At 64.5% G+C, this 24816-nt stretch carries 25 protein-coding genes; 7 read left to right on the plus strand and 18 right to left on the minus strand.

The window, feature by feature from the left end:
- Nucleotides 1–421: 421 nt before the first annotated feature.
- From XI08_RS38235 to XI08_RS38290, 12 genes are all read right to left on the minus strand, one after another.
- Nucleotides 422–781, minus strand: a complete 360-nt coding sequence (locus XI08_RS38235) for a Zn-ribbon domain-containing OB-fold protein (protein ID WP_271578383.1) — start codon at nt 779–781, stop codon at nt 422–424.
- On the minus strand, nt 778–1914 hold the full coding sequence (locus XI08_RS38240; RefSeq protein WP_271578384.1) for a thiolase family protein: 1137 nt from the start codon (nt 1912–1914) through the stop codon (nt 778–780). Before XI08_RS38240 ends, XI08_RS38235 begins: the two co-directional genes overlap by 4 nt.
- A gap of 120 nt (nt 1915–2034) precedes the next feature.
- Nucleotides 2035–3234 carry a CaiB/BaiF CoA transferase family protein gene (locus XI08_RS38245; RefSeq protein WP_271578385.1) on the minus strand — a complete coding sequence of 400 codons (1200 nt, stop codon included), beginning with the start codon at nt 3232–3234 and terminating at the stop codon, nt 2035–2037.
- A gap of 126 nt (nt 3235–3360) precedes the next feature.
- Nucleotides 3361–3567, minus strand: coding sequence for a hypothetical protein (locus tag XI08_RS38250; protein ID WP_027543142.1), 207 nt, complete (start codon nt 3565–3567; stop codon nt 3361–3363).
- Between the two features lie 115 nt (nt 3568–3682).
- Nucleotides 3683–4852 carry an acetyl-CoA acetyltransferase gene (locus XI08_RS38255; protein ID WP_135173833.1) on the minus strand — a complete coding sequence of 390 codons (1170 nt, stop codon included), beginning with the start codon at nt 4850–4852 and terminating at the stop codon, nt 3683–3685.
- 59 nt (nt 4853–4911) lie between these two features.
- The gene (gene eda / locus XI08_RS38260) at nt 4912–5562 is read right to left on the minus strand and encodes a bifunctional 4-hydroxy-2-oxoglutarate aldolase/2-dehydro-3-deoxy-phosphogluconate aldolase (protein ID WP_271578386.1); all 651 of its coding nucleotides are present in this window, start codon (nt 5560–5562) and stop codon (nt 4912–4914) included.
- Between the two features lie 13 nt (nt 5563–5575).
- The gene (locus XI08_RS38265; RefSeq protein ID WP_271578612.1) at nt 5576–6568 is read right to left on the minus strand and encodes a sugar kinase; all 993 of its coding nucleotides are present in this window, start codon (nt 6566–6568) and stop codon (nt 5576–5578) included.
- Between the two features lie 29 nt (nt 6569–6597).
- Entirely contained in the window at nt 6598–7584 is a 987-nt protein-coding gene (gene denD / locus XI08_RS38270; protein WP_271578387.1) for a D-erythronate dehydrogenase, read from the minus strand.
- Nucleotides 7585–7649: 65 nt separating this feature from the next.
- Nucleotides 7650–8573 (minus strand): carbohydrate ABC transporter permease, encoded by a 924-nt coding sequence (locus XI08_RS38275; RefSeq protein WP_027543147.1) that lies wholly within the window; start codon nt 8571–8573, stop codon nt 7650–7652.
- Entirely contained in the window at nt 8566–9516 is a 951-nt protein-coding gene (locus XI08_RS38280) for a carbohydrate ABC transporter permease (protein WP_027543148.1), read from the minus strand. Before XI08_RS38280 ends, XI08_RS38275 begins: the two co-directional genes overlap by 8 nt.
- 64 nt (nt 9517–9580) lie before the next feature.
- Nucleotides 9581–10900: an ABC transporter substrate-binding protein gene (locus tag XI08_RS38285; protein ID WP_271578388.1), complete on the minus strand. Its 1320-nt coding sequence runs from the start codon at nt 10898–10900 to the stop codon at nt 9581–9583.
- A gap of 42 nt (nt 10901–10942) precedes the next feature.
- Nucleotides 10943–12010, minus strand: a complete 1068-nt coding sequence (locus XI08_RS38290; protein ID WP_271578389.1) for an ABC transporter ATP-binding protein — start codon at nt 12008–12010, stop codon at nt 10943–10945.
- Nucleotides 12011–12210: 200 nt separating this feature from the next.
- On the opposite strand from XI08_RS38290, the gene XI08_RS38295 reads away from it, so the two are divergent.
- The 7 genes from XI08_RS38295 to XI08_RS38325 all read left to right on the plus strand — a co-directional run bounded on the left by XI08_RS38295 (nt 12211) and on the right by XI08_RS38325 (nt 18707).
- On the plus strand, nt 12211–13311 hold the full coding sequence (locus tag XI08_RS38295; RefSeq protein WP_271578390.1) for a LacI family DNA-binding transcriptional regulator: 1101 nt from the start codon (nt 12211–12213) through the stop codon (nt 13309–13311).
- Between the two features lie 132 nt (nt 13312–13443).
- Nucleotides 13444–15273 carry an IlvD/Edd family dehydratase gene (locus tag XI08_RS38300; RefSeq protein ID WP_271578391.1) on the plus strand — a complete coding sequence of 610 codons (1830 nt, stop codon included), beginning with the start codon at nt 13444–13446 and terminating at the stop codon, nt 15271–15273.
- Between the two features lie 115 nt (nt 15274–15388).
- A complete protein-coding gene (locus XI08_RS38305) occupies nt 15389–16120 on the plus strand; it encodes an SDR family oxidoreductase (RefSeq protein WP_271578613.1) in 732 nt (243 codons plus the stop codon).
- A 123-nt stretch (nt 16121–16243) separates the two neighbouring features.
- Nucleotides 16244–16990, plus strand: a complete 747-nt coding sequence (locus tag XI08_RS38310; protein ID WP_271578392.1) for an SDR family NAD(P)-dependent oxidoreductase — start codon at nt 16244–16246, stop codon at nt 16988–16990.
- A gap of 7 nt (nt 16991–16997) precedes the next feature.
- Nucleotides 16998–17390 carry a GFA family protein gene (locus XI08_RS38315; RefSeq protein WP_271578393.1) on the plus strand — a complete coding sequence of 131 codons (393 nt, stop codon included), beginning with the start codon at nt 16998–17000 and terminating at the stop codon, nt 17388–17390.
- A 150-nt stretch (nt 17391–17540) separates the two neighbouring features.
- Nucleotides 17541–18221 (plus strand): site-2 protease family protein, encoded by a 681-nt coding sequence (locus XI08_RS38320; protein ID WP_271578394.1) that lies wholly within the window; start codon nt 17541–17543, stop codon nt 18219–18221.
- Nucleotides 18222–18284: 63 nt separating this feature from the next.
- Nucleotides 18285–18707 carry a hypothetical protein gene (locus XI08_RS38325; RefSeq protein WP_271578614.1) on the plus strand — a complete coding sequence of 141 codons (423 nt, stop codon included), beginning with the start codon at nt 18285–18287 and terminating at the stop codon, nt 18705–18707.
- On the opposite strand, the gene XI08_RS38330 is transcribed toward XI08_RS38325, so the two are convergent.
- From XI08_RS38330 to XI08_RS38355, 6 genes are all read right to left on the minus strand, one after another.
- A complete protein-coding gene (locus tag XI08_RS38330; protein WP_271578395.1) occupies nt 18695–19522 on the minus strand; it encodes a TonB family protein in 828 nt (275 codons plus the stop codon). The two genes, XI08_RS38325 and XI08_RS38330, sit on opposite strands and share 13 nt — an antisense overlap.
- A 20-nt stretch (nt 19523–19542) precedes the next feature.
- Nucleotides 19543–20007 (minus strand): TonB system transport protein ExbD, encoded by a 465-nt coding sequence (gene exbD, locus XI08_RS38335; RefSeq protein ID WP_027543160.1) that lies wholly within the window; start codon nt 20005–20007, stop codon nt 19543–19545.
- A gap of 3 nt (nt 20008–20010) precedes the next feature.
- Nucleotides 20011–20991 carry a tonB-system energizer ExbB gene (gene exbB, locus XI08_RS38340; protein WP_271578396.1) on the minus strand — a complete coding sequence of 327 codons (981 nt, stop codon included), beginning with the start codon at nt 20989–20991 and terminating at the stop codon, nt 20011–20013.
- Nucleotides 20988–21677, minus strand: coding sequence for a Fe2+-dependent dioxygenase (locus XI08_RS38345; protein WP_271578397.1), 690 nt, complete (start codon nt 21675–21677; stop codon nt 20988–20990). Before XI08_RS38345 ends, exbB begins: the two co-directional genes overlap by 4 nt.
- A 2-nt stretch (nt 21678–21679) precedes the next feature.
- Complete coding sequence (locus XI08_RS38350; protein ID WP_271578615.1) at nt 21680–24082, minus strand: TonB-dependent receptor; 2403 nt, start codon at nt 24080–24082, stop codon at nt 21680–21682.
- A 227-nt stretch (nt 24083–24309) separates the two neighbouring features.
- Nucleotides 24310–24549, minus strand: coding sequence for a hypothetical protein (locus XI08_RS38355; RefSeq protein WP_271578398.1), 240 nt, complete (start codon nt 24547–24549; stop codon nt 24310–24312).
- Nucleotides 24550–24816: the final 267 nt, after the last annotated feature.

A 24816-nucleotide genomic window follows, 5' to 3' on the forward strand; every position in this document is an offset into this window, starting at 1 on the left:
GCTGCGCGACCGCAAGAGCAACATTATCGAGTCAAAATCCCGCCGCATTGCTGATCGACCTTGGCACAGTCGATATTCGCCGCGTGGGGACAAATCGCGGTGGATACTCGCAAGGGGTGTTCCGAGTAAAAAACGATTGGCCGTCGGGTGCGCTAGCCGCGCAACGATGAGTCACGCCCAAGTCTAGGGAGAAAAGGCATGAAGGAAGCCACCAAGGGGGCGGCCTCGGGAGCGCTCGCGCATATGCTGGCGGTGACGGCGATGCTCGTCATCGCCAGCATCTTGTTCTACGGGCGCTAGTAAGAGTTGTAAGCGTTGTAAGAGTTTTCGTCGTTCCGGGGTGGCCCTCGCACAGGCCAGGCTCAGAATACCCGTTCCAGGCTCGGTCTTTCGGACCGCCCCCGAATGACGAAATCCCGCGCTACTTGCTCCTGGTGAAGAACGGCACGAGCTTTCCGGCGAACGGCTTGAAGCCCGCATCGACCTCGTCGCCGATGGCGAGGTCGTTCTCGCCATGGGCCATCATGCGAAAACCCTCGGCGCAATCGACCAGCAGGATGTTGTAGGGCACGTGCGCGCGCGTCTCGGGCGTCGCGGCGCGGCAGACCAGCGAGGTCGCATAGACCCGGCCCTTGCCGCTGGCGCGCTGCTCGCGCGGGTCGGATGCTCCGCAGGCCGCGCAGAAGGCGCGGTGGAAATATTGCGCATGACCGCATGATCTGCAGGTCTGGTAGGTGATGGCCTCTTCGCCCTTGGTCCAGTCGGCTAGACGCTCACTCATCGCACCCGCTCCAGGAACATGCTGACATGGGACGACAGCACGCCGCCGTCGCCGTGCAAGAGTGCGATCGAGGCATCGCGCACCTGGCGGTTCGCCGCCCGCCCCGTCATCTGCAAATGCGCCTCGACCAGATGCGCCATCGCGCCGCCGACGCCGCAATGGCCGTAGCTGAGCAGACCGCCATGGGTGTTGAGCGGCATCGCGCCGTCGCGGCCGAAATGGCCTGATCGCACGCGGGCAGCCGCCTCACCGCGGCCGGCGAGGCCGAGGTCTTCCAGCAGCATCGCGAGGGTAATGGTAAAACTGTCGTAGATCGCCGCGTAGCGCACGTCGGAGATCGCAAGGCCGGTGGCCTCCCTGGCGCGCGCGATCGAGATCTCGGCGCCGAGCTCGCTTAAGCCGGGCGCGGCCGTGACATGCTGATGGGTATGGGCCTGGGCGCAGCCGCGGATGCGCACACCGGCCTCGCCCGTCCGCTCGCGGCTGATGACGAAGGCCGCGCCGCCGTCCGACACCGGGCAGCAATCGAGCAGCTTCAACGGCATCGCGACCGGCTTCGAGGCCATGACGTCGGCAACCGTGATGGGATCGCGGAATTGCGCGCCGGGATGGGTGCAGGCGCGGGCGCGCATCAGCACCGCGAATTCGGCAAGGTCCTCTTCGGTCACGCCATAGTCGTGCATGTACCTGTTGGCAACGAGGCCGTAATAGGCGGGAATGGTCGGGCCCAGCGGCACCTCGTAGTCGGGATGGCCGACCTGCGCCAGCGCCTGGATCGAGGCATCGCGGCTCTGTCCGGTGAGGCGGTTCTCGCCGGCGACGACGAGCACGTTGCACGCGACGCCTGCTTCGACGAGATGATGGGCGAGCATCGTCATCGCCAGCCCGGTTGCGCCGCCGACCTGCACGGCATGGGCGTAGCTCGGGCGGATGCCGAAATGCTCGGCGAAGACGGTCGCCAGCATGATGTGCGGCGACACGGTGGAGTAGCCGCAGAGGACGCCGTCGATGTCCGAGCGCTCGAGCCCGGCATCGTCCAGCGCGGCTTGCGCGGCCCTGCTCATCAGGTCGAGCGAAGATGAGCCCTCGTGCTTGCCGAACGGCGTGAGGCCGACGCCGGTGATGAAGCTCATGCTGTCACGCCTCCACTGTCATTCCGGGGCGATGCGAAGCATCGAACCCGGAATCTCGAGATTCCGGGTTCGGTCCTGCGGACCGCCCCGGAATGACGGATGAGAGAGTCATCGCTACCCCTATTCCGGCGCGGATTGCGTCACGCCATCGCGCACCAAGGCGGCGATCTCGTCCGCGGAATAGCCGATCTCCTTCAATATCTCCGCGCCGTGCTCGTTGAGACGCGGCGCGAGCCTGTTAGGCTCGGCCTCGGTCTCCGACCAGTTCGCCGTCACCTTCATGCTGCGGATCGGCCCTTCGGTCGGATGGTTCACGACCGGGAAGAAATTGGTCGCCTCCAGATGCTCGTCGTGCAGCATCGACGCGAGGTCGTGCATCGGCATGACCGGCACGTCGGCCTTGGTCAGCAGGTCGATCCATTCGGCTGTCGTGCGCGTCTCGAAGATGCGGGCGAGCTCGGCATAAACGACGTCGATATTGCCGGCGCGGCCGGCGAAGGTCGCGAATTTGGGGTCGGCGCGCAGATCGTCGCGGCCCGTGGCCTTGAAGAAGTTTTCCCACTGCTTGTCGTTGTAGACGATGACGCTGAGATAGCCGTCCGAGGTCTTGTAGGGCCTGCGGTCGCGCGAGAGGTGGCGGGCATAGCCGCCCTTGTCGAGCGGCGGCTCAAAGGTGAGCCCGCCCATGTGGTCGCCCATGACGAAACCGGCCATGGTCTCGAACATCGGAATGTCGACGCGCTGGCCGCGTCCGGTGCGGTCGCGATGCACGAGGCTGGCGCAGATCGCGCCGACGGCGGTGAGGCCGACGATGCGGTCGACAAGCGCGTTCGGTACATAGCGCGGGGTGCCGTCACCGGCCTGCGCCATCAAGGCGGGGAGCGCGGTGGCGCCCTGGATCAGATCGTCATAAGCGGGCTTGGTGGCATAGGGCCCGTCCTGGCCGAAGCCGAACACACCGGCATAGACGAGGCGCGGGTTGATCGCGGAGACGACGTCATAGCCGAGCTGAAGCCGCGCCATCGCCTGCGGGCGAACGTTGTAGACGAGAACGTCGGCATCCCTCAGCAGCCGCAGCACGGCATCGCGCCCCGAAGGCTTCTTCAGATCGAGGCAGATCGAACGCTTGCTGCGGTTGGTGTTGAGAAACACCGGGCCCATGCCGGCGTGGCGCATCGGGCCGATCAGGCGGGTGACGTCGCCGTCCAGCGACTCCACCTTGATCACGTCGGCACCGTAGTCGCCGAGCATCTGGGTCGCGTAGGGCCCCATCAGCACGGTGGTCATGTCGACGACCTTGATGCCCTTCAGTGGCCCCATTGGTTCGCTCCCGATTGCGCGGGCGCAAAGCGCGGCCCGCGATTTCGGTCCAGCTAACGGCAGCGCTGTCGCGCGCGCAAGGGCGGCCGGCGTATGGCCGCATGCTCCGCACGGCAATATCGGCCGCTATTTCTTCTCGCGGGATTCCCGGATCTTCAGGAGCCGGTCGAGTTCTTCGTTCTGCTGGCTGATCCGGTCGGCGATGCGCGACTCGTTCTGCTCGCCGGATGCGGCCGCGGCCTGCTCGATGAGCTGCCGGATATTGTCCTCGAGGATCGCGATGCGATCGTTGAGTGCGTCCATCGACAGCGAGTCTTCGTAACCATTGCTCATGATATATTCCCTGCAAATCAATCAAGAGCTTTAAGGAGACCAGATCAGCCCACCATGATCTAGCGCAACAACGAAGGTGGGCACGGCGCGTCGCGCCTTTGCCCACCCTACAGCCTTACTTCAGTGGCTCCAGCACGGAGACGTAGTTGGCGACCGCGGCGCCGCCCATGTTGAAGATGCCGCCGAGTTTTGCATTTTTGAGCTGCATGCCCTCGGGCGCTTGCCCTGCGAGCTGCATCGCGGTCATCACGTGCATGGAGACGCCGGTGGCGCCGATCGGATGGCCCTTGGCCTTCAACCCGCCGGACGGATTGACCGGCAGCTTGCCGTCCTTGAGGGTCCAGCCTTCCTTGATGGCGCGGGCGCCCTGCCCCTTCGGCGTCAGGCCCATCGCTTCGTATTCGATCAGCTCGGCGACGGTGAAGCAGTCATGGGTCTCGACGAAGGAGAGATCGGTGAGCGCAACGCCCGCCTGCTCCAGCGCCCGCTGCCAAGCGACCGTGCAGCCTTCGAACTGGAGGATGTCGCGCTTGGACATCGGCAGGAAGTCCTGGGCATGCGCGGTGGCGCGGAAGCCGATCGACTTGCTCATGGTCTTGGCGGTCTCGGCGTCGGCCAGCACCAGCGCCGCGGCACCGTCGGAGACCAGCGAGCAGTCGGTGCGCTTCAGGGGGCCGGCGACGTAAGGGTTCTTCTCGCTCTCGGCGCGGCAGAACTCGAAGCCAAAATCCTTGCGCATCTGGGCGAAGGGATTGGCGACGCCGTTCTTGTGGTTCTTGGCCGCGATCAGCGCCAGCGCATCGGACTGGTCGCCGTATTTCTGGAAATAGGAGCTGGCGATCTTGCCGAACACGCCGGCAAAGCCGCCGACGGTGTCGCCGTCCTCGGGCAGATAGGAGGCCTTGAGCAGGTTCTTGCCGATCTCCGGCCCCGGCGTGCGCGTCATCTGCTCGACGCCGACGACCAGCACGATCTTGGCGGCGCCTGCGGCAATCGCGCGCAGGCCCTGGTGCACGGCGGCAGAGCCCGTGGCGCAGGCGTTCTCGACGCGGGTGGCCGGCTTGAACCGCAGCTTCGGGTCGGCCTGGAGCACCAGCGAGGCGGTGAAATCCTGGGGCGAGAAGCCGGCGTTGAAATGGCCGAGCACGATCTCGTCGACGTCGGAGGCCGAAATGCCGGCATCCGCCAGAGCCTCATTGGCCACGCGGGTGACGAGGCTTTCGACGGTTTCGGTGTCGAACTTGCCGAACGGCGTGTGCGCCCATCCGACGATGCTGGCGGTCATGGTCTTTTCTCCCTAGCGTCTCTTCCTGAGCTAAGTCTTAGCGCAGGGATGGCAAGACTTCACGCGCCTTTCAGGGCCTTGAGGGTGCGCTGGCAGATGGCAGTTATGCCGGCCCAGTTCCCCGCCCTGATCTCCGCCGTCGGGCACAGCCAGGAGCCGCCGACCGCGACCACATTGGGCTCGGCCAGCCAGGTCGCCGCATTGGCCTCGCCGACCCCGCCGGTCGGGCAGAACCGCACGTTCGGGAACGGGCCGCCGAGCGCGCGCAGGCCCTTGATGCCGCCGGCCTGCTCGGCCGGGAAGAATTTTGCGACGTCGAAGCCGTAGGACAGCGCCAGCATCAGCTCGGACGCCGTGGCAATGCCCGGCGCGAACGGCAACGAGCTGTCGGTGGCGGCCTTCAACAGGTCCGGGGTCAGGCCCGGGCTGATCCCGAACGCGACGCCGAGCTTCTCGACACGGGTGAAGTCCGCCGGATTGAGAATCGTGCCGATGGCGACGACCGCCTCGGGCACCTCGGCCATGATCGCCCTCGCTGCTTCGATCGCAACGGAGGTGCGCAGGGTCACCTCCAAAGTGCGGATGCCGCCGGCGACCAGCGCTTGCGCCAGCGGCACAGCATCCTGGATCCGCTCGATGGTGAGGACGGGAATAACGGTCGCGGCCTTGAACAGCGCGACGAGGTGGTTCTGTTGGGCAGTCGTGGTCATCTCTTGGATCTTTTCACTTGGTCGCTTGACGCGTGGTCGCCGGCCGGTGCCGCTTCTTCGGCGGCATGGCATAGCCCGGAATGATGGCGCCAGGATAGCAGATCACGAGGCTGGCGAGGCGATGGCCGGCCTGGGCCGCCTCGACCGGCTCGGAACCGGCGAGCCGGGCCGCGATATAGGCCGCGGCAAAACTGTCGCCGGCCGCCGTGGTGTCAACGACGGGCTTGGTCATTGGTTCGGCACGGACCTCGCGCGTCCCGCCGGGGAAACGCAGCAGGCTGACGGGCTCGGCGAGCCGGAACACCAGCTCGGGGGAAGGAATGCGCGCCATCAGCTGGTCGTGGCTCTCGCCGGGATAGAGCGCGAGCAGATCCTCGGTCGAGGTCAGCACGATGTCGGCGGTCGCGAACGCCGTGGCAAAGGCCTCGCGGGCGACATCGCGATCAGGCCATCCCCGCGCGCGAAAATTGGTGTCGAACACGAAGCGGGTGCCGAGCAGGCGGGCGCGCTTGATCGCCGCGAACAGGCGCTCGCGGCCGGGAGCGTCGTAGATCGAGAGCGTGATCGCGGAGAGATAGACGATGTCGTAGCTCATCAGCGAGTTGAGCAGCTCGTCCGTCTCCGGCAGCCTCATCAGCTGGCGCGCGGCCGCACTGTCGCGCCAGTGGAAGAACTGGCGCTCGCCCTTCGCGTCCGTCTGGATCATGTAGAGGCCGGGCAGCTTGCCCGGCAACCGCACGACGCGCCTCGTGCCGACGCCCTCCGCGGTCCAGGCCGCGATCATCTCGTCGCTCAAGGCATCGTCGCCGAGCGCGGTGAGATAGTCGACCTTGACCTCGAGCCGCGCCAGATAGACCGCGGTGTTGAGGGTGTCACCGCCGAAGCCGCGCGAATAGAGACCGCCGCCCTGCCCGGCGGACTGTCCGGCAGATGGTCCCGCGGAATGTCCTCCTTGGGCCTGCCGGAGCTCGACCATGCATTCGCCGATGCAAGCAACGCTCGCCATCACCAGATCCACGCTGTTCATCGATTGCGTCAGGCGACGAAATTGCCGCCGAGCTCGTCTTCGATGTGAATGCGGATGATATCGTCGAAATTCTTCTCGGCGGTGGTGAAGCCGAGCTCGAGCGACCGCTTTGCGTTGAAGTTGCGCGGCCAGCCGCCGACGATGCCGACGATGAAGGGATCGGGCTCCCGCTTGATGCGGGCGGCGACCTTTTCGCCGGCAACGCGCTTCAAGGCGGCAATCTGCTCGCCGACGGTTGCCGACAGGCCCGGCATGGTCAGGTTACGGCGCGGGCCGACGGCGGCGAGGTCCATGGTGCCGGCATGCAGCAGGAAGCCGACGGCCGAACGCGGCGTGGCGTGCCAGTGGCGGACGTCCTCGGACACCGGAAGGATCGCTTCCTTGCCGGCCAGCGGCTCACGCAGGATGTTGGAGAAGAAGCCCGATGCCGCCTTGTTGGGCAGGCCGGGCCGGATGCAGATGGTCGGCAGGCGGATGCCGATGCCGTCAAGGAAGCCGCGGCGGGAATAGTCGGCCAGCAGCAATTCGCCGATCGCCTTCTGGGTGCCGTAGCTGAGCAGCGGGGTGTGGAAGAACTCGTCGCCGATGGCGTCCGGGAACGGCGCGCCGAACACCGCGATCGAGGAGGTGAACACCACGCGCGGCTTGTAGCCGCCGCCGACGAGGCGAATCGCGTCGAGCAGCATTCGCGTGCCGTCGAGATTGATGCGGTAGCCCTTGTCGAAATCGAGTTCGGCCTCGCCCGAGACGATCGCGGCGAGATGGAAGATCGCGTCCGGGCGTCCGGCGATCAGCTTTTCGGCCGCGCCCGGCACGGCGAAATCGCCCGACACCGTCTCGACCGGAAAACCGGCCTTCTCCGGCTTCTTGGGCTCGACCACGTCGTGCATGGTCAGCTTCGTGATCTCGCTCTTGCCGAGCCGGCCGTCGCGCAACAGCCGTTCACAGAATTTGCGGCCGACCATGCCGGCGGCGCCCAGAACCAGAATGTGCAAGAGCTTAACTCCTTCTTATTGGCCGGAACGCGCCGCTCCTGACGCGCCCTCGGCAAGCCCCGCGATCATTCCTTCACGGCGCCGGTCATCGCCGACACATAATGCTCCACGAAGAAGGCGTAAAGGATGACGAGCGGCAGCGAGCCGGCCAGGGCCCCCGCCATCAGCGAACCCCAGCGGTAGATGTCACCGTCCACGAACTCGTTGACGATCGCGACCGGCACGGTCTTGTTGCTGGTCGACTGCAGGAAGGTCAGCGCGTAGATGAACTCGTTCCAGCACAGCGTGAAGCAGAAGATGAAGGCCGAGATCAGGCCCGGGATTGCGAGCGGCACGACGATCTTGATCAGGATCTGCCAGCGGCTCGCTCCGTCGATCAGCGCGCATTCCTCTAGCTCGAACGGGATGGTCTTGAAATAGCCCATCAGCAGCCAGGTCGAGAACGGGATCAGGATCGTCGGATAGGTCAAGATCAGCGCCAGCGGCGAGTCGAAAAGGCCGTACTGATACACGACGGTGGCGAGCGGAATGAACAGGATCGAAGGCGGCACGAGATAGGCAAGGAAGATCAGCCCCCCGACGAGATTGGCGCCCTTGTAACGCAACCGCACGATGGCGTAGGCCGCAAACACCGATGCGATGATCGAGAGCACCGTGGCGCAGATCGCCACGTACATCGTGTTCCAGAGCCAATGCGGATAGTAGCTCTCGAACAGCAGCTTGTAGAAGTGCTTGAAGGTCGGATTCCAGGTCCAGAACGGATTGAACCTGTCGAGATCGAGCAGCTGCTCGTCCGGCTTCACCGAGGTCAGCGCCATCCAGTAGAACGGGAACAGCAGGACCACGACGATGATCGTGAGCGGCAGATAGAGCGTCACCATGCGTCGCGGCACGGACTGGAGATAGCTCATGCCCTCGCTGTGATCGGCGCGCGTCGGCGCCGATAGCACGGACTTGAGATCGACTTTCGAGGCAGGAAGATCAGTCATTGCTTTCTCCCTGTTGCCACTTGCGACGCTGCAGTCCGAACCAGGAGACCATGATCGCGGCGAGCAGGAACGGAATCATGGCGCTCGAGATCGCGGCGCCCTCGCCGAGCTGTCCCGCGATGATCGCACGCTGATAGGACAGCGTCGCCATCAGGTGGGTCGCATTGACCGGGCCGCCGCGCGTCATCGCCCAGATCAGCTGGAAGTCGGTGAAGGTGAACAGCACCGAGAACGTCATCACCACTGCAATGATCGGCGTCAGCAGCGGATAGGTAATGAAGCGGAAATTCTGCCAGCGCGTGGCGCCGTCCAGAGTCGCGGCTTCATAGAGCGAGGGCGATACCGTCTGCAGGCCGGCGAGCAGCGTGATCGCCACGAACGGCACTCCGCGCCAGATATTGGCGAAGATAACGCAGATCCTTGCCCAGGTGGTATCCCCGAGGAAATTGATGTTCTGGCTGATCAACCCGAGATGCCGCAACGACCATGAGATGATGGAAAACTGAGAGTCGAATATCCACCAGAACGCCAGTGCGGAGAGCACCGTGGGCACGATGAAGGGGATCAGTACGGCTGCGCGCAGCAGCGCCTTGAACGGCATGTGCTCGTTCAGCAGCAGCGCGAGATAGAGCCCGACCGCGAATTTAACGGCGCTGGCGACGAAGGTGTAGAGCAGCGTGTTGAACACCGACAGCCAGAAGATGGAATCGTCCCAGAGCCATTCGTAGTTCTCGGTGCCGATGAAGTGCCCGACGCGGCCGATGCGGGTATCGGTGAAGGACAGCCAGATACCGAGCCCGAGCGGATAGGCCAGGAAGAAGATCAGGAATGCCATGGCCGGCACCATGAACCAGAAGCCGAGCCAGTTGCGGTTGTGTTTGAGCTGGTCCCAGGCGCCTTGAATCTGCGGCTTGGCGCGGGGAGCAACTGCGATATCGGCCATGCTCGGATCCCTGATCGGAGTGTTGATGAGTGGGTGGCCGGCGAGACCACCCACTCCGCGACGGCTAACGATAGATGCGCTTCAACTGGCGCTCGGCTTCCGCCATTGAGCCCTTCACATCCTTGGTGCCGGTGCAATAGTTGGCGAACATGTCGACGACGATGAAGTCGGCGATTGCGGTTGCCGCCTTCTCGCCCACGGTGCCGATGCCCGAGGCCGGCAACGTACGCTTGGACGCCTGCGCGAACACGGCGTTCTTGGGATCCGCAGTCCAGACCGGCGCCGTCTCATAGGCGTTCAAGGTCTGCGTCAGATAGCCCTGCGCACCGCTCAACCACTTCTCGTAGTTCTCCTTTTCCAGCATGAAGGCGATGAAGGCCTTCGCTGCGTTCGGATATTTGGTGAAGTTGAATGCGAGGATGGGCAGCGCAAGCTGCAATTCGGTCGGCTTGCCGATCGGACCCACCGGCCACAGGGCGTGATAGGTGTCCTCGGTCAGCTCCTTCTTGCTCGGATCGGTCTTGGCCCCCACGTAGATCGAGATGCCGTTGGCCGTACAATAGAGTTCGCCAGCCAGGTACGCCTTGTTGTTGGAGGAATCGTTCCATGACGGCGTGCCCGGGATGAAGGTCTCGTAAAGCGCCTTGCAATATTCCAGCGCCTTCGCCGTCTCCGGCGAATTGATGATGACCTTGTCGTTCTGGTCGACCGTGTAGGCGCCGTGCCCCCACAGCACCCAGTGCAGCCACGAATTGCCGTCGCCCGACGCGTGACCGAGAGCGAAGCCGGCCGGGGTGTTGTTTGCCTTGAGGGCCTTGCACATCTCGAGGAAGCCGGGGAAATCCTTCGGGAATTCCTTGAAGCCCGCCTTGTCGAGTGCCGACTTGCGGTAGGTCATGTAACCGCCGTTGGTCGCCACGGGGATGCCGAGCCAGTCGTCGCCGAGCTTGCAGGTCTTGGCGGCCGCATCAGTCCAGCCGCCATACTTCTTGCCGAGATAGTCGGCGACGTCGTTCATCTTGAGCACTTTGGTGGGGAAGAGCTGCGGCAGCGTGTGCAAGCCCCAGGCGAGATCGAGCCCGGAGCCGGTATTGGCCGCAACGGAGGCCTTCGGCTGCACGTCCTCGAAAGACTCGCTGAACACGTTCATCTCGGTGCCGGTCGCGGTCTTGAACGCCGCGACCATGGCGTTGAATGCTTCGTCTTCCTGCGGCACGAAGCGCTTCCAGCGCATCACCGTCAGCTTGGCGCCGGACTCCGCCTTCCACGGCGCGTCCGCCGCCCAAGCCCTTGCGAAGTCGAACAGTGCCGGCCCGGTCAGTGCGCCGGTGGCAGCCAGAGCCGTTCCGCCTTGAAGCAGAGCCCGGCGGGTAAAGTCTTGCATGTCGTCCTCCCTGTGATGCTTTTTCTTGTCTTACGTCTTGGGCTACGCGTTGAGGCGCTTGCCGGTCGCCTCGTCGAACAAGTGAACCACCGACGGATCGGGCCTCAGCCGGACCTTGTCGCCCGGGTTGAATTGGTGACGCTCGCGGAAGACGGCGACGACCTGCTCGCCGCCGAGCTTTGCGAACACCTGGGTTTCCGAGCCGGTCGGCTCGACCACGACGATCTCGGCCTCCGCGCCGTCGTCGGCGATGGTGAAATGCTCGGGCCGGACGCCAAAGACCACGGGACGGCCGTCGGACGCCGCCGGCGCGCTCCTGAGCGGCAGCTTGACGCCGTTCGGCCCTTCGAAGATCGCAGCGCCGTTGACGCGCACATGCCCCTTGAGGAAGTTCATGGCCGGCGAGCCGATGAAGCCGGCGACGAACTGGTTTTCGGGCTTGTCGTAGAGCTCGAGCGGCGTGCCCATCTGCTCGACGATGCCGTCATGCATGACGACGATCTTGTCGGCCATGGTCATGGCCTCGATCTGGTCGTGGGTGACGTAGACGGTCGTGGTCTTGAGCCGCTGGTGCAGCTCCTTGATCTCGGTGCGCATGGCGACGCGCAGCTTGGCGTCGAGATTCGACAAGGGCTCGTCGAACAGGAAGACCTGCGGATCGCGCACGATGGCGCGGCCCATGGCGACGCGCTGGCGCTGACCGCCGGAGAGCTGGCGCGGATAGCGCTCGAGCAGCGGCGACAGCGCGAGGATCTCTGCGGCGCGCTTGACGCGCTTGTTGATCTCGTCGGAGCTCGCGTTCCGCAGCTTCAGCGAGAAGCCCATGTTCTCGCCGACGGTCATATGCGGATAGAGCGCGTAGTTCTGGAACACCATCGCAATGTCCCGCTCCTTGGGCTGGACATTGTTGACGACGCGGTCGCCGATCGAGATCGTGCCGGAGGTGATGTTCTCGAGGCCTGCGAGCATGCGCAGGAGCGTCGACTTGCCGCAGCCGGAGGGACCAACCAGGACCACGAACTGGCCGTCCTCGATCGGGATCGAGACGCCGTGCAGGACTTCAAAGTTGCCGAACGATTTCCGCACGTCGCGGATTTGCACAGACGACATCTAGCTCCCTCCTCGAAAGTCCACGGCGCCTCGCGCCGCGACCGTCTTGTTTTTTCTGAACTTCGCCGAACGAAGCCCGGTCTTAACAGGCGACATTGTCGGCAGTTTGTGCGGTTTTGGCAATTTGTCTTTGGTTAGTCGTTGCTGGTAGCGCTGTCAACGTTCCTTTGTTTGCGACAATGACTGTGTTAAGAGCAGCAATGGGTCGAAAACGCACCAAGTCAGGCAAAATCCGGCTGGCGGAAGTCGCCGAGCTTGCCGGCGTCAGCCCGATCACGGCGTCCCGCTTCTTCCGTAATCCCGAGGCGCTCTCGGTCGCCAAGCGGACGCGGGTCGAGAGCGCGGCCAAGGAGCTCGGCTATGTGCCGAACCTGGCGGCACGCGCGCTCGCCTCGCAACGCACCGAGGTGATCGGTGTCTTGATTCCGTCACTGACCAACAACGTGTTTTCCGACGTGCTGCGCGGCATCTATGACGCCTCCGAAGGCAGCCGTTACTCGATCCAGCTGTCCAACACCCGCTACAGCATCCTCCAGGAGGAGAAGCTGCTGCGCCTGTTTCTTGCGCAGAAGCCGGCCGGGCTGATCGTCACCGGCATCGACCAGACCGAGGAATCGCGCGCGATGCTGGAGGCGGCCGACTGCCCGATCGTGCAGATCATGGAGATCGGGCCCAATCCGGTCGACATGATGATCGGCTTTTCCCACTATGAGGCAGCGCGCGCGGCGATTGCCCACCTGTTCGGGCAAGGTCACCGCAAGGTCGGATTCGTCGGCGCGCGCATGGACCCGCGGGTGCAGCGGCGGCTGGACGGCTATGTCTCGGCCATGAAGGACGCCTCCCTGTTCGAGCAACGCCTCGTCGTCACGACCGCCACACCGACGTCCGTGACGCTCGGCGGCGCCCTCTTCACCGACCTCCTGGCACGCGAACCCGACCTCGATGCGGTGTTCTGCGCCAACGACGACCTCGCGCTCGGCGTGCTGTTCGAATGCCGGCGCCGGGAGATCGCAGTCCCCGAGCAGATCGCCATCGTCGGCTTCAACGACCTCGAATTCATGGCCTCCGCCGTCCCCACCCTCACCAGCGTGCGCACCAACCGCTACGAGATGGGCAGGACGGCCGCCACCATGCTGATCGAGGCGATCGACGGACGGCGCCCGGAGCATCCGGTGCTCGATCTCGGCTTCAAGGTGATCGAGCGGCAAAGCTCTTCGGCGCGGCGTTCGGACAGCAGGCCGGCCGCGTCAGGTGCGGGCACGGCGAACAAAATGGTAGCGTTACCAAGCAGCCATGACTAATATCGGAATTGTGAGGAAACGCCCCGCCAGCGGGAAGGCAGATCATCGCTCGCGCCGCTGGGCATCGCACAAGCCGACACCCCAAGACCGACGAAGACCGACGCCAGTGCGTTTGCATTGCAGGAGAACCCAATGACAAAAAAGCCAACCAATGGGCAGGCGCCGGCCGGTAACGGCGCCCGCCGCCACCTTCGCTCGCAGGAATGGTTCAACAACCCGCATAATCCGGGCATGACGGCGCTCTATATGGAGCGCTATTTGAACTACGGCCTCACCCGCGCCGAGCTGCAGTCCGGCAAGCCGATCATCGGCATCGCCCAGACCGGGAACGACCTCTCCCCTTGCAACCGCCACCATATCGAGCTCGCCCACCGCGTCCGCGAAGGCATCCGCGAGGCCGGCGGCATTGCGATGGAATTCCCGACCCATCCGATCCAGGAGACCGGCAAGCGCCCGACCGCGGCGCTGGACCGTAACCTTGCCTATCTCGGCCTCGTCGAAATCCTCTACGGCTATCCGCTCGACGGCGTGGTGCTGACCACCGGCTGCGACAAGACCACGCCGGCCTGCATGATGGCGGCGGCGACCGTGAACCTGCCCGCGATCGTGCTGTCGGGCGGCCCGATGCTGAACGGCTGGCATGCCGGCGAGCGCACCGGCTCCGGCACCATCGTCTGGAAGTCGCGCGAGCGGCTCGCCGCCGGCGAGATCGACTATGAAGAGTTCATGGAGATCGTGGCGTCCTCGGCGCCCTCGGTCGGCCATTGCAACACCATGGGCACCGCCTCGACCATGAACGGCCTTGCCGAAGCGCTCGGCTTCTCGCTGCCGGGCTGTGCGGCGATCCCCGCCCCCTATCGCGAGCGCGGCCAGATCGCCTACGAGACCGGAAAACGCATCGTCGAGATGGTCTGGGAGGACCTCAAGCCCTCGGACATCCTGACCCGCAAGGCGTTCGAGAACTGCATCGTGATCAATTCGGCGATCGGCGGCTCGACCAACGCGCCGATCCACATCAACGCGCTGGCGCGCCACATCGGCGTCGAGCTCTCGATCGACGACTGGCAGAAGGTCGGCCACGACGTGCCGCTGCTGGTCAACATGCAGCCGGCCGGCTTCTATCTCGGCGAGGAATTCCACCGTGCCGGCGGCGTGCCGGCCGTGGTGCGCGAATTGATGAAGCACAAGCGCATCCATGAGGACGCCCTCACCGTCAACGGCCGCGGCATCGGCGAGAACTGCAAGGACGCGCCGGTCCCCGACAACGACGTGATCTGGGCCTACGACAAGCCGCTGGTGAAGGACGCCGGCTTCTTGGTACTGAAGGGCAATCTGTTCGATTCCGCGATCATGAAGACCAGCGTGATCTCCAAGGAATTCCGCGACCGCTATCTCAGCAACCCGAAGGACCTCAACGCCTTCGAGGGCCGCGCCATCGTGTTCGAGGGTCCGGAGGATTATCACGCGCGGATCGACGATGCCTCGCTCGACATCGACGAGCGCTGCGTGCTGTTCATCCGCGGCACCGGGCCGATCGGCTATCCCGGCGGCGCCGAGGTCGTGAACATGCAGCCGCCGGCGGCGCTGATCAAACGCGGCATCCACTCCCTGCCCTGCATCGGCGACGGCCGGCAGTCCGGCACGTCGGGTTCGCCCTCGATCCTCAACGCCTCGCCCGAAGCCGCGGCCAATGGCGGCCTCGCGATCCTCAAGACCGGCGACAAGGTCCGCATCGACCTCAACAAGGGCAGCGCCAACATCCTGATCTCGGACGAGGAACTGAAGCAGCGCCACGCCGAGCTCAAGGCCAATGGCGGCTTCAAGCATCCGCCGAACCAGACGCCGTGGCAGGAGATCTACCGCAACACCGTCGGCCAGCAATCGACCGGCGCCTGCATGGAGCTCGCCACCCGCTACCAGAACGTCGCCGGCGCGTTTGGCGTGGCGCGGGATAATCACTGAGTTAGGCACACGTAGCCCCGGGTGAGCGAAGCGACACCCGGGACGCCGCTCCCGGATATCGCGCTTGCGCGCTGATCCGGGCTACGGCACCGAGCAAATCGAGGAGAACAAGAAAATGGCAGACCGCCTCAAGGGAAAGCGCGCCGTCATCACGGCTGCGGCAGCAGGCATCGGGCGCGCATGCGCCATCGCATACGCGCGTGAAGGCGCAACCGTCATCGCCACCGACATCAACGAGGCCGGCATCGCGGGCCTGACGAAGGAAGGCATCGCCGAGGTCGCCAAGCTCGACGTCCGCAGCACCGCCGACGTCAATGCCTTCGCCAAGCGAGTCGGCAAGATCGACATTCTGCTCAACGCGGCGGGCTTCGTGCACCACGGCACCATCCTGGAGTGTTCGGAAGAGGATTTTGATTTCTCGTTCGACCTCAACGTTAAGTCGATGCACCGGACCATCAAGGCGTTCCTGCCCGAGATGCTGGCGGGCGGCGGTGGCAGCATCGTCAACATCTCGTCCTGCGCCGCGCTGCGGCCGCCGGCCAACCGCTACGTCTACAGCTCATCGAAGGCGGCGGTGTCGCTGCTGACGCGCGCGGTGGCGCTCGACTTCATCACCAAGGGCATCCGCTGCAACTCGATCTGCCCCGGCACCGTCGAGACGCCCTCGATGCTCGACCGCGCCGCCGCGCAAGGGCCGCAGGGCAAGGAGATGTTCGTCTCGCGCCAGAAGATGGGCCGGCTCGGCACCGCCGACGAAATCGCGTCCATGGCGGTCTATCTCGGCAGTGACGAGAGCGCATTCACCACCGGCGTCGACCTCGTCGTCGACGGCGGCTACATGCTCTGATCACTCCTCATCCCGAGGAGGCGCGACAGCGCCGTCTCGAGGGATGGGCCACGGGCTTCATGGTTCGAGACGCGCGCCAAGTGCGCGCTCCTCGCCATGAGGGATAGATAGAGGGATTTGTCGATGAACAAGATCGATCTCAACGGCCGCATCGCCGTCGTCACCGGCGGCGCGCAGGGCTTTGGCCGCGCCATCGTTCAGCGCTTCGCCGCCTCCGGCGCCAAGGTCGCGATCTGGGATTTCGACGCCGCACTGGCCGAGAAGACGGCCAAGGAGATCGGCGGCGAGACCAAGGTCTTCAAGGTCGACGTCACCGACACCGCGGCCGTCGAGCAGGCGCGCGATGCGACGCTGGCCGCCTTCGGCAAGATCGACATCCTGGTCAACAATGCCGGCATCGCCGGCGTCAACAAGCCGGTCTGGGAGACCGACCTCGAGGAATGGCGCAAGGTGCTGCGCATCAACCTCGACGGCCCTTTCATCGTCTGCAAGGCGATCGTGCCGGTGATGCTCAAGCAGAAATACGGGCGGATCGTGAACATCGCCTCGATCGCCGGCAAGGAAGGCAATCCCAACGCCTCGCACTATTCGGCGTCCAAGGCCGGCTTGATCGCGCTGACGAAATCGCTCGGCAAGGAGCTCGCCGCGCATGACATCCTCGTCAATGCGGTGACGCCGGCGGCCGCGAAGACCGCGATCTTCGACCAGATGACGCAGCAGCATATCGACTTCATGCTGTCGAAAATCCCGAAGGGGCGCTTCGTGCTGGTGGAAGAGCTCGCCGCGATGGTGAGCTGGCTCGCATCCGAAGATTGCGCCTTCTCCACCGGCGCGGTGTTTGATATTTCCGGCGGACGGGCGACCTATTGAGGCACTCATGATCCGGGAAGGTGGATGTCTGTGCGGTGCGGTGCGGTTCAAGGCGGAGGGCGAGCCGCTCAATGTCCGCATCTGCCATTGCCGCTTGTGCCAGAAGGCGATGGGCTCGCCCTATTTCGCCCGCGCGCAGTTCGACCAGCGCGCGCTGACCGTCGAGGGCGAAACCGAGCGCTATGCGTCGTCCGAGAACATCGACCGCGTATTCTGCAAGCGCTGCGGCACGCGACTGTTCGCCTGGCGGCGCAACGGCACGCTGGCGGGCGTTTCGCTCGCGACCTTCGACGATCGCAACGCCTTTGCGCCGACCGAGCACATCTGGGTCTCGGAAAAGCTCGCCTGGCTGAAGCTCGACGATGGTCTGACGCAATATCAGACGACGATCCCGGCGTGAATTTGTGCCGGCGCGGCGGCCGCGGGCCTCGCCGGTCATTTGCAGCGTGGCATTTCAGAATCGGCCACCCTATGTTCAGGGGAAGCGTCGCTGTACCGCCGGTTTGGCCGGACGGCTGCAAGGCCGCAGGGAAACCGGGACGGACGAGCCGTGAACATTTCTTTCTATGACCTGTCGGTGTGGGTGCTGCCGCTCGTGCTCGCCATCACCTTCCACGAGGCCGCGCACGCCTTCGTCGCGCATCGGCTTGGCGACAACACAGCCTGGCAGCTCGGCCGCGTCAGCTTCAACCCGATCCGCCACATCGACCCGTTCGGTACCCTGATCCTGCCGGCAATGCTGCTGTTTGCGCATTCGCCGTTCCTGTTCGGCTATGCCAAGCCGGTGCCGGTGAATTTTCGCAACCTCAACAACCCCAGGCTCGACATGGTCTGGGTGGCGCTGGCCGGGCCCGCCACCAACATCCTGCTGGCGCTCGCGGCGGCCCTTGCCGTCCACGCTCTGCCCTGGGTCCCCGCCAGTTCGGCGCATTGGTTCGTCGACAACCTCAAGAACGCGATCCTGATCAACGCGATCCTGGCCGTGTTCAACATGATGCCGATCCCGCCGCTCGACGGCGGGCGCGTCGCGGTCGGACTGCTGCCCCGCCCCCTCGCTTTGCCGCTGGCCCGGCTCGAGCCGTTCGGTATGCTGATCCTGATCGGCCTGTTGATCCTGCTGCCGCTTGCGGGCTCGCAGTTCGGTCTAAATCTTGATGTTATTTCAGCAATACTGCGAACGTTGACCGGTTATGTGATTCAGGCTGTTCTCTTCCTGACCGGCAACGCGTAGTTGAACAACGACACCCGAACACAAGCCGAAGGGCCAGAGGCCGACTTGGTCAAAGCTGCCGATATGCTGATCGCGCGACGCGCCGACACCCGAGCCCGTGCCGATTTTGCCACCTGGAAGATGATGGCCAAGCTCAACGGCTCGTCCGCGCTGCCACCGGAAGCCCAGGAGTTCCTCGCAAGCTACAAGAACCTGCTGGCGCAGATGAGCGAGGGCGAGGCTACCGAAGCCACCATCGGCGCGATCTACAGGGCCTACTATGCCGAGATGGGAGGCGCGGGAGCCCCGCCCGACGTCCGCCCCCGTCCGGCAGAGCCGGCGGCGGACAATGTTACCGCTTTCCGCCGCCCGGCCCCGAAGCCGAAAAAGGCTGCCTCCTTCGAGGCGGCGACATTCGGTGGAACCCAGAAACGGCCCCTTCCCGTGGCGCTGATCTTCGCCTGCCTGGTCGTGGTCTATGTCGGCATCCGGCTCTACTGGCGCTGAGCCGTCTTCTTCTTTTTCTTCTCGTCCGGCGGCTTGAACTTGATCTCGACGGTGCGTTCGAAGCGATCATCGATCAGCTCGGTAGGCGGCACCGGGAATGGATCTGACTTGTGGACCATGGAGATCGCAGCGGCATCGTAAGCCGCATCTCCGGACGACTCCACGACGTCGACCGAAATCACGTTTCCTCGCCGATTGAGCGCGAAGCTCACCTTTGCAACCTGGTTCCTGGGCTCCTTGCCCTCCGGATTGACCTTGTGCGCCGCAAGGTGCGCGCTGATCTTGCGGTTCCAATCGGCCGTCAGCCTCAGGAGGTCCTTGCCGATGCCGAGAACCGGCGCCATGGCCTTCTCGGCCTCGCGCGTGGCGTCTTCAAAGGTTTGCCGGTCCATCGCAATCGACTTCTGCGATGCCTCCATGGCCGGCGTTTCGACGGCGGCCACCTTCGGATCGTCGTCCTGCTCCTTCTTCGCCTTGTTTTCGCTGACGAGGCGATCCGGATCCTCGGCCTGTTGCGGCCGATCCTGGGGAAGCTCCGTCTCCTTCAGCTCGGCCTTTTGCTCGGGCAGCGCCGGGCGCTCTTCCTGCTCCTCAGAGTCCGTAGGCCCGGGTGCCCTGTCGGACTCCTGAACCGGCGGCGAAGTCATCTCGACCGCGAACTCGGCCCCGGCGGCGCCCAACCCCTCGTCGCCATCGTCGGCCCGCAAGTTCGCGAGCGCGAGCGCGGCTCCGCCCAAATGGAGCGCGAGCGCCGCGACCGCCGCCAAAATCCAAAGCCTCCTGGCCGGTCTGGGTTCGAGTTCGACGTCAGGCATAGCAGTTCCTTGGCGCACCTCTAAGGCTGTGCAGCGCCCGCAGCAGGTGCTCCCGCTGCCGCGGGAGGCCCCTCGAGCGTAACCAGTTTCACCCGCGTGTAACCGCCGGAGCGCAACAGCTCCATGACGCCCATCAACTCGCCATAGGGCACGGAGCGATCGGCACGCAGGAAGACGTACTTGTCCTTGCTCATGTCGGACATGCCGTCGAGGGTCGCAATCAAATCGGCCCGGTGGACGGAATCCTCTCCGATGGCAAGCCCCAGGTCGCGCTTGATGCTGAGATAGGTCGGCTTGTCCGGCTTCTTCTGCGGCGTCGAGCTCGACGTCGGCAAATCGATCGGCAGATCGACGGTCGAGAGCGGAGCTGCGACCATGAAGATGATCAGCAGCACCAGGATGACGTCGATGAACGGCGTGACGTTGATGTCATGCGTTTCCGAGAAGTCGTCGTCGTCATCGTTGTCTGCGAGCGAAACGGCCATGGTTCACTCTGCCGCGCGTGAATGCAGGCTGCCGTGGCTGCGGTCGAGGTCGCGCGAGAGCAGCCGCGCCGCCGCGCCCGAGGCACGGCTGACGAGCTCGAGATAGCCCTTCGTCATGCGCGAGAAGTGATTGTAGATGATGACCGCGGGAATGGCGGCGACGAGACCGATGGCGGTGGCGAGCAGCGCCTCGGCGATGCCGGGCGCGACCACGGCGAGGTTCGTGGTCTGCGACTTCGAGATGCCGATGAAGCTGTTCATGATGCCCCAGACCGTGCCGAACAGGCCGACGAAGGGCGACGTGGAGCCGATGGTCGCGAGCACGCCCATGCCGATGCGGATGCGCCGCGCCTCCGCGCGCACGATCTCGGAAAAGCTCGAGGCTGCGCGCTCCTTGATGCCGGCATCGCTGGACAGGCCGGCCGACATCCGCGCCTCGCGCAGCGCTGCCGCCAGGAAGGACGGCAGGATGCCCTCCTTGGTGCCGAGCGCCATCTGCGCCTCGGCGAGCGAGCGTGCCTCCGAGATCTTCCTCAGTGCCGAACGAAGCCTGCCGGACGCGACCGACAGCTCGATCGACTTGGCGATGAGCACGGTCCAGGTCACGATCGAAGCGAAGGCGAGCCCGATCATCACCGCCTTCACGATGACGTCCGCCGACATGAACATCACCCAGGGCGACAATTCCTTCATGGCCGGCGCGGCAGCGGATGCCGTGTCGGGCTTCGCAGACGCCGGGGCGATGGCTGCGGCGGACGCCGTCGGTGCCGCGGGAGCGGTCGCCGTCGAGGCCGCAGGCGCCGGGGCGGCAGGCGCGGTCGTCGATGATGCCGCGGGGGCCGGGCTGGCCGGAGCCGGCCGGGCCATGGATGGTACCGGGGCCGCAGGCGGGGTCTGTGTCTGGGCAGAAACAGGCGATGCGAGCCAGGCGGCCGCCAGCATCAAGGCTGCGGCAACGCTTGCTTGGAAGGACATGATCTTCATACTTCGGCCCAGTAGCGAATGAGGTTGTGATAGATACCCGTCAATTTGACCGTTTCGGGATCGTCACGCCCGAGCCGTTCCACCAGCGCCTGTATCGCGATGTCGAGGTCAAAGATCATGCTCCGGGCTTGATCGTCCCGTATCATGCTCTGAAGCCAGAAGAAAGATGCAACCCGCGCTCCCCGGGTCACCGGCGTCACGAGATGCAGGCTGGTCGAGGGATAGAGCACGCAGTCGCCGGCTGGCAACTTGACTTCGTGCGAGCCGTAGGTGTCCTCGATCACAAGTTCGCCACCGTCGTACTCGTCCGGCTCGGCGAGGAACAGCGTGACCGACAGATCTGTGCGGATGCGAAGGCCGGTCAGGCGGTCGCCGCGGATCGCATTGTCGACATGCAGGCCGAAATGATGGCCGCTGGTCGCCGCATAGCGGTTGAACAGCGGCGGGAAGATCTGAAGCGGGATCGCCGCCGCGATGAAGCGCGGGTTCGACGTCAGCGCCGAGATGATACGGTTGCCGAGCTTGCGCGCGACCTCGCTGTCCGGCGGCAACTGCTCATTGCGCTTGACCATGGCCGACTGCGACCCTGCGGTGGAGCGGCCGTCCTCCCATTCGCTGGCGTCCATGATGCGGCGGAAATCCGCCACATCATCCTTGCTGAGAACGCCAGGCAGGCACGTCAACATGATCAGAACTTCGCCGTTGTCACGAGATAGAACGCCCTGCCCGGTGCGACCGCGACGAACGGCACGGCGCTACGATAGAGCGTGTCGTAGTAGAGCTTGTTGGTGAGGTTCTGGGCGTAGAACTTCATGGTCCAGTTCTGGTCGATCTTCTTCTCGACGAACGCGTCGAAGCGCCAGTAGCTCGGCAGTTCGTTGCCCGTGTTGGCCGCAAACGTGCCGCCGTAGACCTTGGAGCGGTACACCGCCTGGCCGCCAATCTCCCAACCGCCGTCGAACTTGTACTTGGTCAGCATGCTGAACGACTGGTGGGCAACGTTGGCAAGCTGCAGCCCCAGATTGGAGGCGATGCCGCTCTGCGTGACCTTGGATTGCATCAGCACCAGGCCGCCGAAGATGCTCCAGCGATCCGTGATCTTGCCCTCGGCCTCGATGTCGATGCCCTGGATTCTGTAGGCTGCGCCCGAAGTGAGCAGGCCGTTGACGGTCTCGCGCGCGTTGTCCTTCGTGGTCTGGAACAGCGCGCCGGTCACCAGGAGATGGCGATCCGCCAGTTCCCACTTGGTGCCGATTTCGGCCGCCTTATTGCGCTCGGGCCCAAGCAGAACAGTCGTGTTTGCCGGAATGCCACCGTAATCGGTGGCGGTGGCATCGAGCTCCGATCCGAACGGATTGGCCGAGGTCGCGTAGGCCGCATAGACGCTGCCGATCGACATCGGCTTGTAGACCAGGCCGACGTTGTAATTGACGAGATCGTTGTTCTGCTTGAGGTAGGCCGAGTTCGTGGACGAGCTCTGGCTGTAGCCGTCGTAGCGCACGCCGCCATTGACGATGATGGTGTCCTGCCAGTTCGCGGTGTCCATGACATAGACGCTGCTGGTGTTGACGCCATAGCGCGTCGGATTTCCGGCGAGCCCCGGAATGCCGAAGGGAATGTTGGTGTATTGCGGTGAGTAGAGATTGACCCCCGTCACGGCACCATTGCTGGTGAAGGGGCTCCCGGCCAGTTCCGACGCGAGGCCGGCGTAGCGGTCGATCGAGATGTTCTCGTTCGAATATTCGACGCCGAACACCGCGGTATGCTTGACCCCGCCGGTGTCGAGCTTGAACGTCGCCTCGTTCTGGTTGGCCCACACGTCCACGTTCTGATAGCGGCTCTGCGCGCTCGCCGTCGTGGTCCAGAGCAACGGATTGGGGCTGGTCGTGTTCGGGTTCTGCGGCAGCGTGCCGATATAGTTCAGCAGCGAGTGCTCGCCGCGCACCTTGCTGGTCAGCGTGATGGCCTCGTTGACCTTGTACTCGATCGTGCCGGTGCCGAAATCCTGCCGCGCGGTCTGGAAGTCACGGTTCAGGAAGCCGTACCAGTTTCCGCGCGGAATGCCGGCCGACGTCACCGGCACGTTGCCCTGCTTGTAATAAGGCACGCCGAAATCAGGATAGCCGCTGAGGTCGGTGTGGACGTAGTTCGTGGTGATCTTGATGTCGTTGGTCGGGGTGTACCTGGTCGAGATGAAGGTACCCCAGCGATTGTCGGTCACATAGTCGCGGCCCGCGACGTTGGCGTCCTGGAACAGGCCGCCCGTGCGCACCGAGAACGTGGGATCGACGACCTGGTTGACGTCGAGCGTGACGCGCTTGGTCCTGTCGGTGCCGAACTCGGTATCCATCCGCTTGAAGTTGACGTCGCCCGCCTGCTTGGTGACGATGTTGATGGCGCCGCCGGCGGTGCCGCGGCCGGCATAGGAGGACGCCGGACCGCGCAGGATCTCGATCTGCTCGGTGAAGAAGTTCTCGCGGATGGAGACCGCGGGATCGCGGATGCCGTCGATGAAGACGTCGTTGCGCGCGTCGAAGCCGCGGATGAAGAAGCGGTCGCCGAACGCATTGCCGCCCTCGCCCGATCCCAGCGTCACGCCGGCGGTCGAGCGCCCGATCTCCTTCAGCGTCGTGGCGTTCTTGTCCTCGAGCACTTCCTTGCTGAGCACCGTGATGGTCTTCGGCGTGTTCAACATCGGCTCGGGAAACTTGCCCGAGGCCTGGACGTGGTCGACCTTGTAGGGTGCGACCGGATCGGAATAGGGATTCCGGTCCGCTTCGCCGGCCGGTGCCGCGGGAGCGGCCTGCTGGGCAGCCTGCTGCCGCTGCGCGGCGCGACGAAGCGCGTTACGCGCGCGGACCTGATCCGGCGTGGGCTTCGAGGCCGCCGGGCGCGGACGCTGGACCGGAGCATCGACCGTCACCGGCGGCAGGTTCAACTGCTGCGCCTCGGCGCCGCTCGACACCGACGCCGCCGCGATCAGGCTCGCGACTGCCGAGACCTTCTTGCCGGAAATGCCCGCGGACTTCTCATCAACCGGATTGAACGCTGCCACCGAACGCAACGACTTCGGTGCGACCACCTGCCCCATTACAACACGCCCCATCTTCATGTTCGCTCATTCACTTCGATGAGCGATTGGGCTGTTGGTATCGACGGCAAAATAGTGGGTCAATGCGGGCAGGCCGCGAGAACGCTTGAATAAGTCCAGATCAAAACGATTCTAATCTACAGTTTCAAACGGTTCTAAACAGAGATTGGAGTCGTTCTAAAGCGCGCGCGAAAAAAGCCGCGAAATCGGCGATCGCGCTCGCAGCGTCAATCACTGCTCGGCGCCTTCATCAGCGAGAACAATTCGTCGACAGTCTTGTGCGCGACGGCACGCACGCGATCGGTGCTATCCATGCCGGCGATGTTGACGCCATTCACCACCGCCTTGATCTCGTCGCGGAAGTCGGTGAGGAAGCGCAAGGGATCGCGCTGCTCGTTGGCGACGCGGGCGATCAATCCTGTGATCAGAATCTGACACGCGATCAGCTTGCCGTTCAATTCGTCCATCCTGCGCTCCCGTTGTGGCGCGCCGATATGAACGATGCCGATTTTCCTGACAACCGAAACACCGCCCGTTCGATTTAGAACCGTTCTCGGAAAGCGCACGTCCCGCCGCTTTTGGCCGGCCGCTGTGCCGGCCTTGCACCCAACTCGCCGCGCCCGCCCACACCGGCTGCGAGCATTGCCTAATTTCTGCACGCTGATCGCTCGCGCAGGGAAAATGCAGCACTGCACACCGGCGCGGCAGAGGGTTGCCTAAGGGGTGCAAAGCTT

This window comes from Bradyrhizobium sp. CCBAU 11361 (assembly GCF_028128935.1).
Lineage (GTDB): Bacteria > Pseudomonadota > Alphaproteobacteria > Rhizobiales > Xanthobacteraceae > Bradyrhizobium > Bradyrhizobium niftali.

What these genes read in the sequence shown, in the direction of transcription:
- XI08_RS38235 (WP_271578383.1), bottom strand. Translation starts at nt 781, where the DNA reads ATGAGTGAGCGTCTAGCCGACTGGACCAAGGGCGAAGAGGCCATCACC.
- XI08_RS38240 (WP_271578384.1), bottom strand. Translation starts at nt 1,914, where the DNA reads ATGAGCTTCATCACCGGCGTCGGCCTCACGCCGTTCGGCAAGCACGAG.
- XI08_RS38245 (WP_271578385.1), bottom strand. Translation starts at nt 3,234, where the DNA reads ATGGGGCCACTGAAGGGCATCAAGGTCGTCGACATGACCACCGTGCTG.
- XI08_RS38250 (WP_027543142.1), bottom strand. Translation starts at nt 3,567, where the DNA reads ATGAGCAATGGTTACGAAGACTCGCTGTCGATGGACGCACTCAACGAT.
- XI08_RS38255 (WP_135173833.1), bottom strand. Translation starts at nt 4,852, where the DNA reads ATGACCGCCAGCATCGTCGGATGGGCGCACACGCCGTTCGGCAAGTTC.
- eda (WP_271578386.1), bottom strand. Translation starts at nt 5,562, where the DNA reads ATGACCACGACTGCCCAACAGAACCACCTCGTCGCGCTGTTCAAGGCC.
- XI08_RS38265 (WP_271578612.1), bottom strand. Translation starts at nt 6,568, where the DNA reads ATGGCGAGCGTTGCTTGCATCGGCGAATGCATGGTCGAGCTCCGGCAG.
- XI08_RS38275 (WP_027543147.1), bottom strand. Translation starts at nt 8,573, where the DNA reads ATGACTGATCTTCCTGCCTCGAAAGTCGATCTCAAGTCCGTGCTATCG.
- XI08_RS38280 (WP_027543148.1), bottom strand. Translation starts at nt 9,516, where the DNA reads ATGGCCGATATCGCAGTTGCTCCCCGCGCCAAGCCGCAGATTCAAGGC.
- XI08_RS38285 (WP_271578388.1), bottom strand. Translation starts at nt 10,900, where the DNA reads ATGCAAGACTTTACCCGCCGGGCTCTGCTTCAAGGCGGAACGGCTCTG.
- XI08_RS38290 (WP_271578389.1), bottom strand. Translation starts at nt 12,010, where the DNA reads ATGTCGTCTGTGCAAATCCGCGACGTGCGGAAATCGTTCGGCAACTTT.
- XI08_RS38295 (WP_271578390.1), top strand. Translation starts at nt 12,211, where the DNA reads ATGGGTCGAAAACGCACCAAGTCAGGCAAAATCCGGCTGGCGGAAGTC.
- XI08_RS38300 (WP_271578391.1), top strand. Translation starts at nt 13,444, where the DNA reads ATGACAAAAAAGCCAACCAATGGGCAGGCGCCGGCCGGTAACGGCGCC.
- XI08_RS38305 (WP_271578613.1), top strand. Translation starts at nt 15,389, where the DNA reads ATGGCAGACCGCCTCAAGGGAAAGCGCGCCGTCATCACGGCTGCGGCA.
- XI08_RS38310 (WP_271578392.1), top strand. Translation starts at nt 16,244, where the DNA reads ATGAACAAGATCGATCTCAACGGCCGCATCGCCGTCGTCACCGGCGGC.
- XI08_RS38315 (WP_271578393.1), top strand. Translation starts at nt 16,998, where the DNA reads ATGATCCGGGAAGGTGGATGTCTGTGCGGTGCGGTGCGGTTCAAGGCG.
- XI08_RS38325 (WP_271578614.1), top strand. Translation starts at nt 18,285, where the DNA reads ATGCTGATCGCGCGACGCGCCGACACCCGAGCCCGTGCCGATTTTGCC.
- XI08_RS38330 (WP_271578395.1), bottom strand. Translation starts at nt 19,522, where the DNA reads ATGCCTGACGTCGAACTCGAACCCAGACCGGCCAGGAGGCTTTGGATT.
- exbD (WP_027543160.1), bottom strand. Translation starts at nt 20,007, where the DNA reads ATGGCCGTTTCGCTCGCAGACAACGATGACGACGACGACTTCTCGGAA.
- exbB (WP_271578396.1), bottom strand. Translation starts at nt 20,991, where the DNA reads ATGAAGATCATGTCCTTCCAAGCAAGCGTTGCCGCAGCCTTGATGCTG.
- XI08_RS38345 (WP_271578397.1), bottom strand. Translation starts at nt 21,677, where the DNA reads ATGTTGACGTGCCTGCCTGGCGTTCTCAGCAAGGATGATGTGGCGGAT.
- XI08_RS38350 (WP_271578615.1), bottom strand. Translation starts at nt 24,082, where the DNA reads ATGGGGCAGGTGGTCGCACCGAAGTCGTTGCGTTCGGTGGCAGCGTTC.
- XI08_RS38355 (WP_271578398.1), bottom strand. Translation starts at nt 24,549, where the DNA reads ATGGACGAATTGAACGGCAAGCTGATCGCGTGTCAGATTCTGATCACA.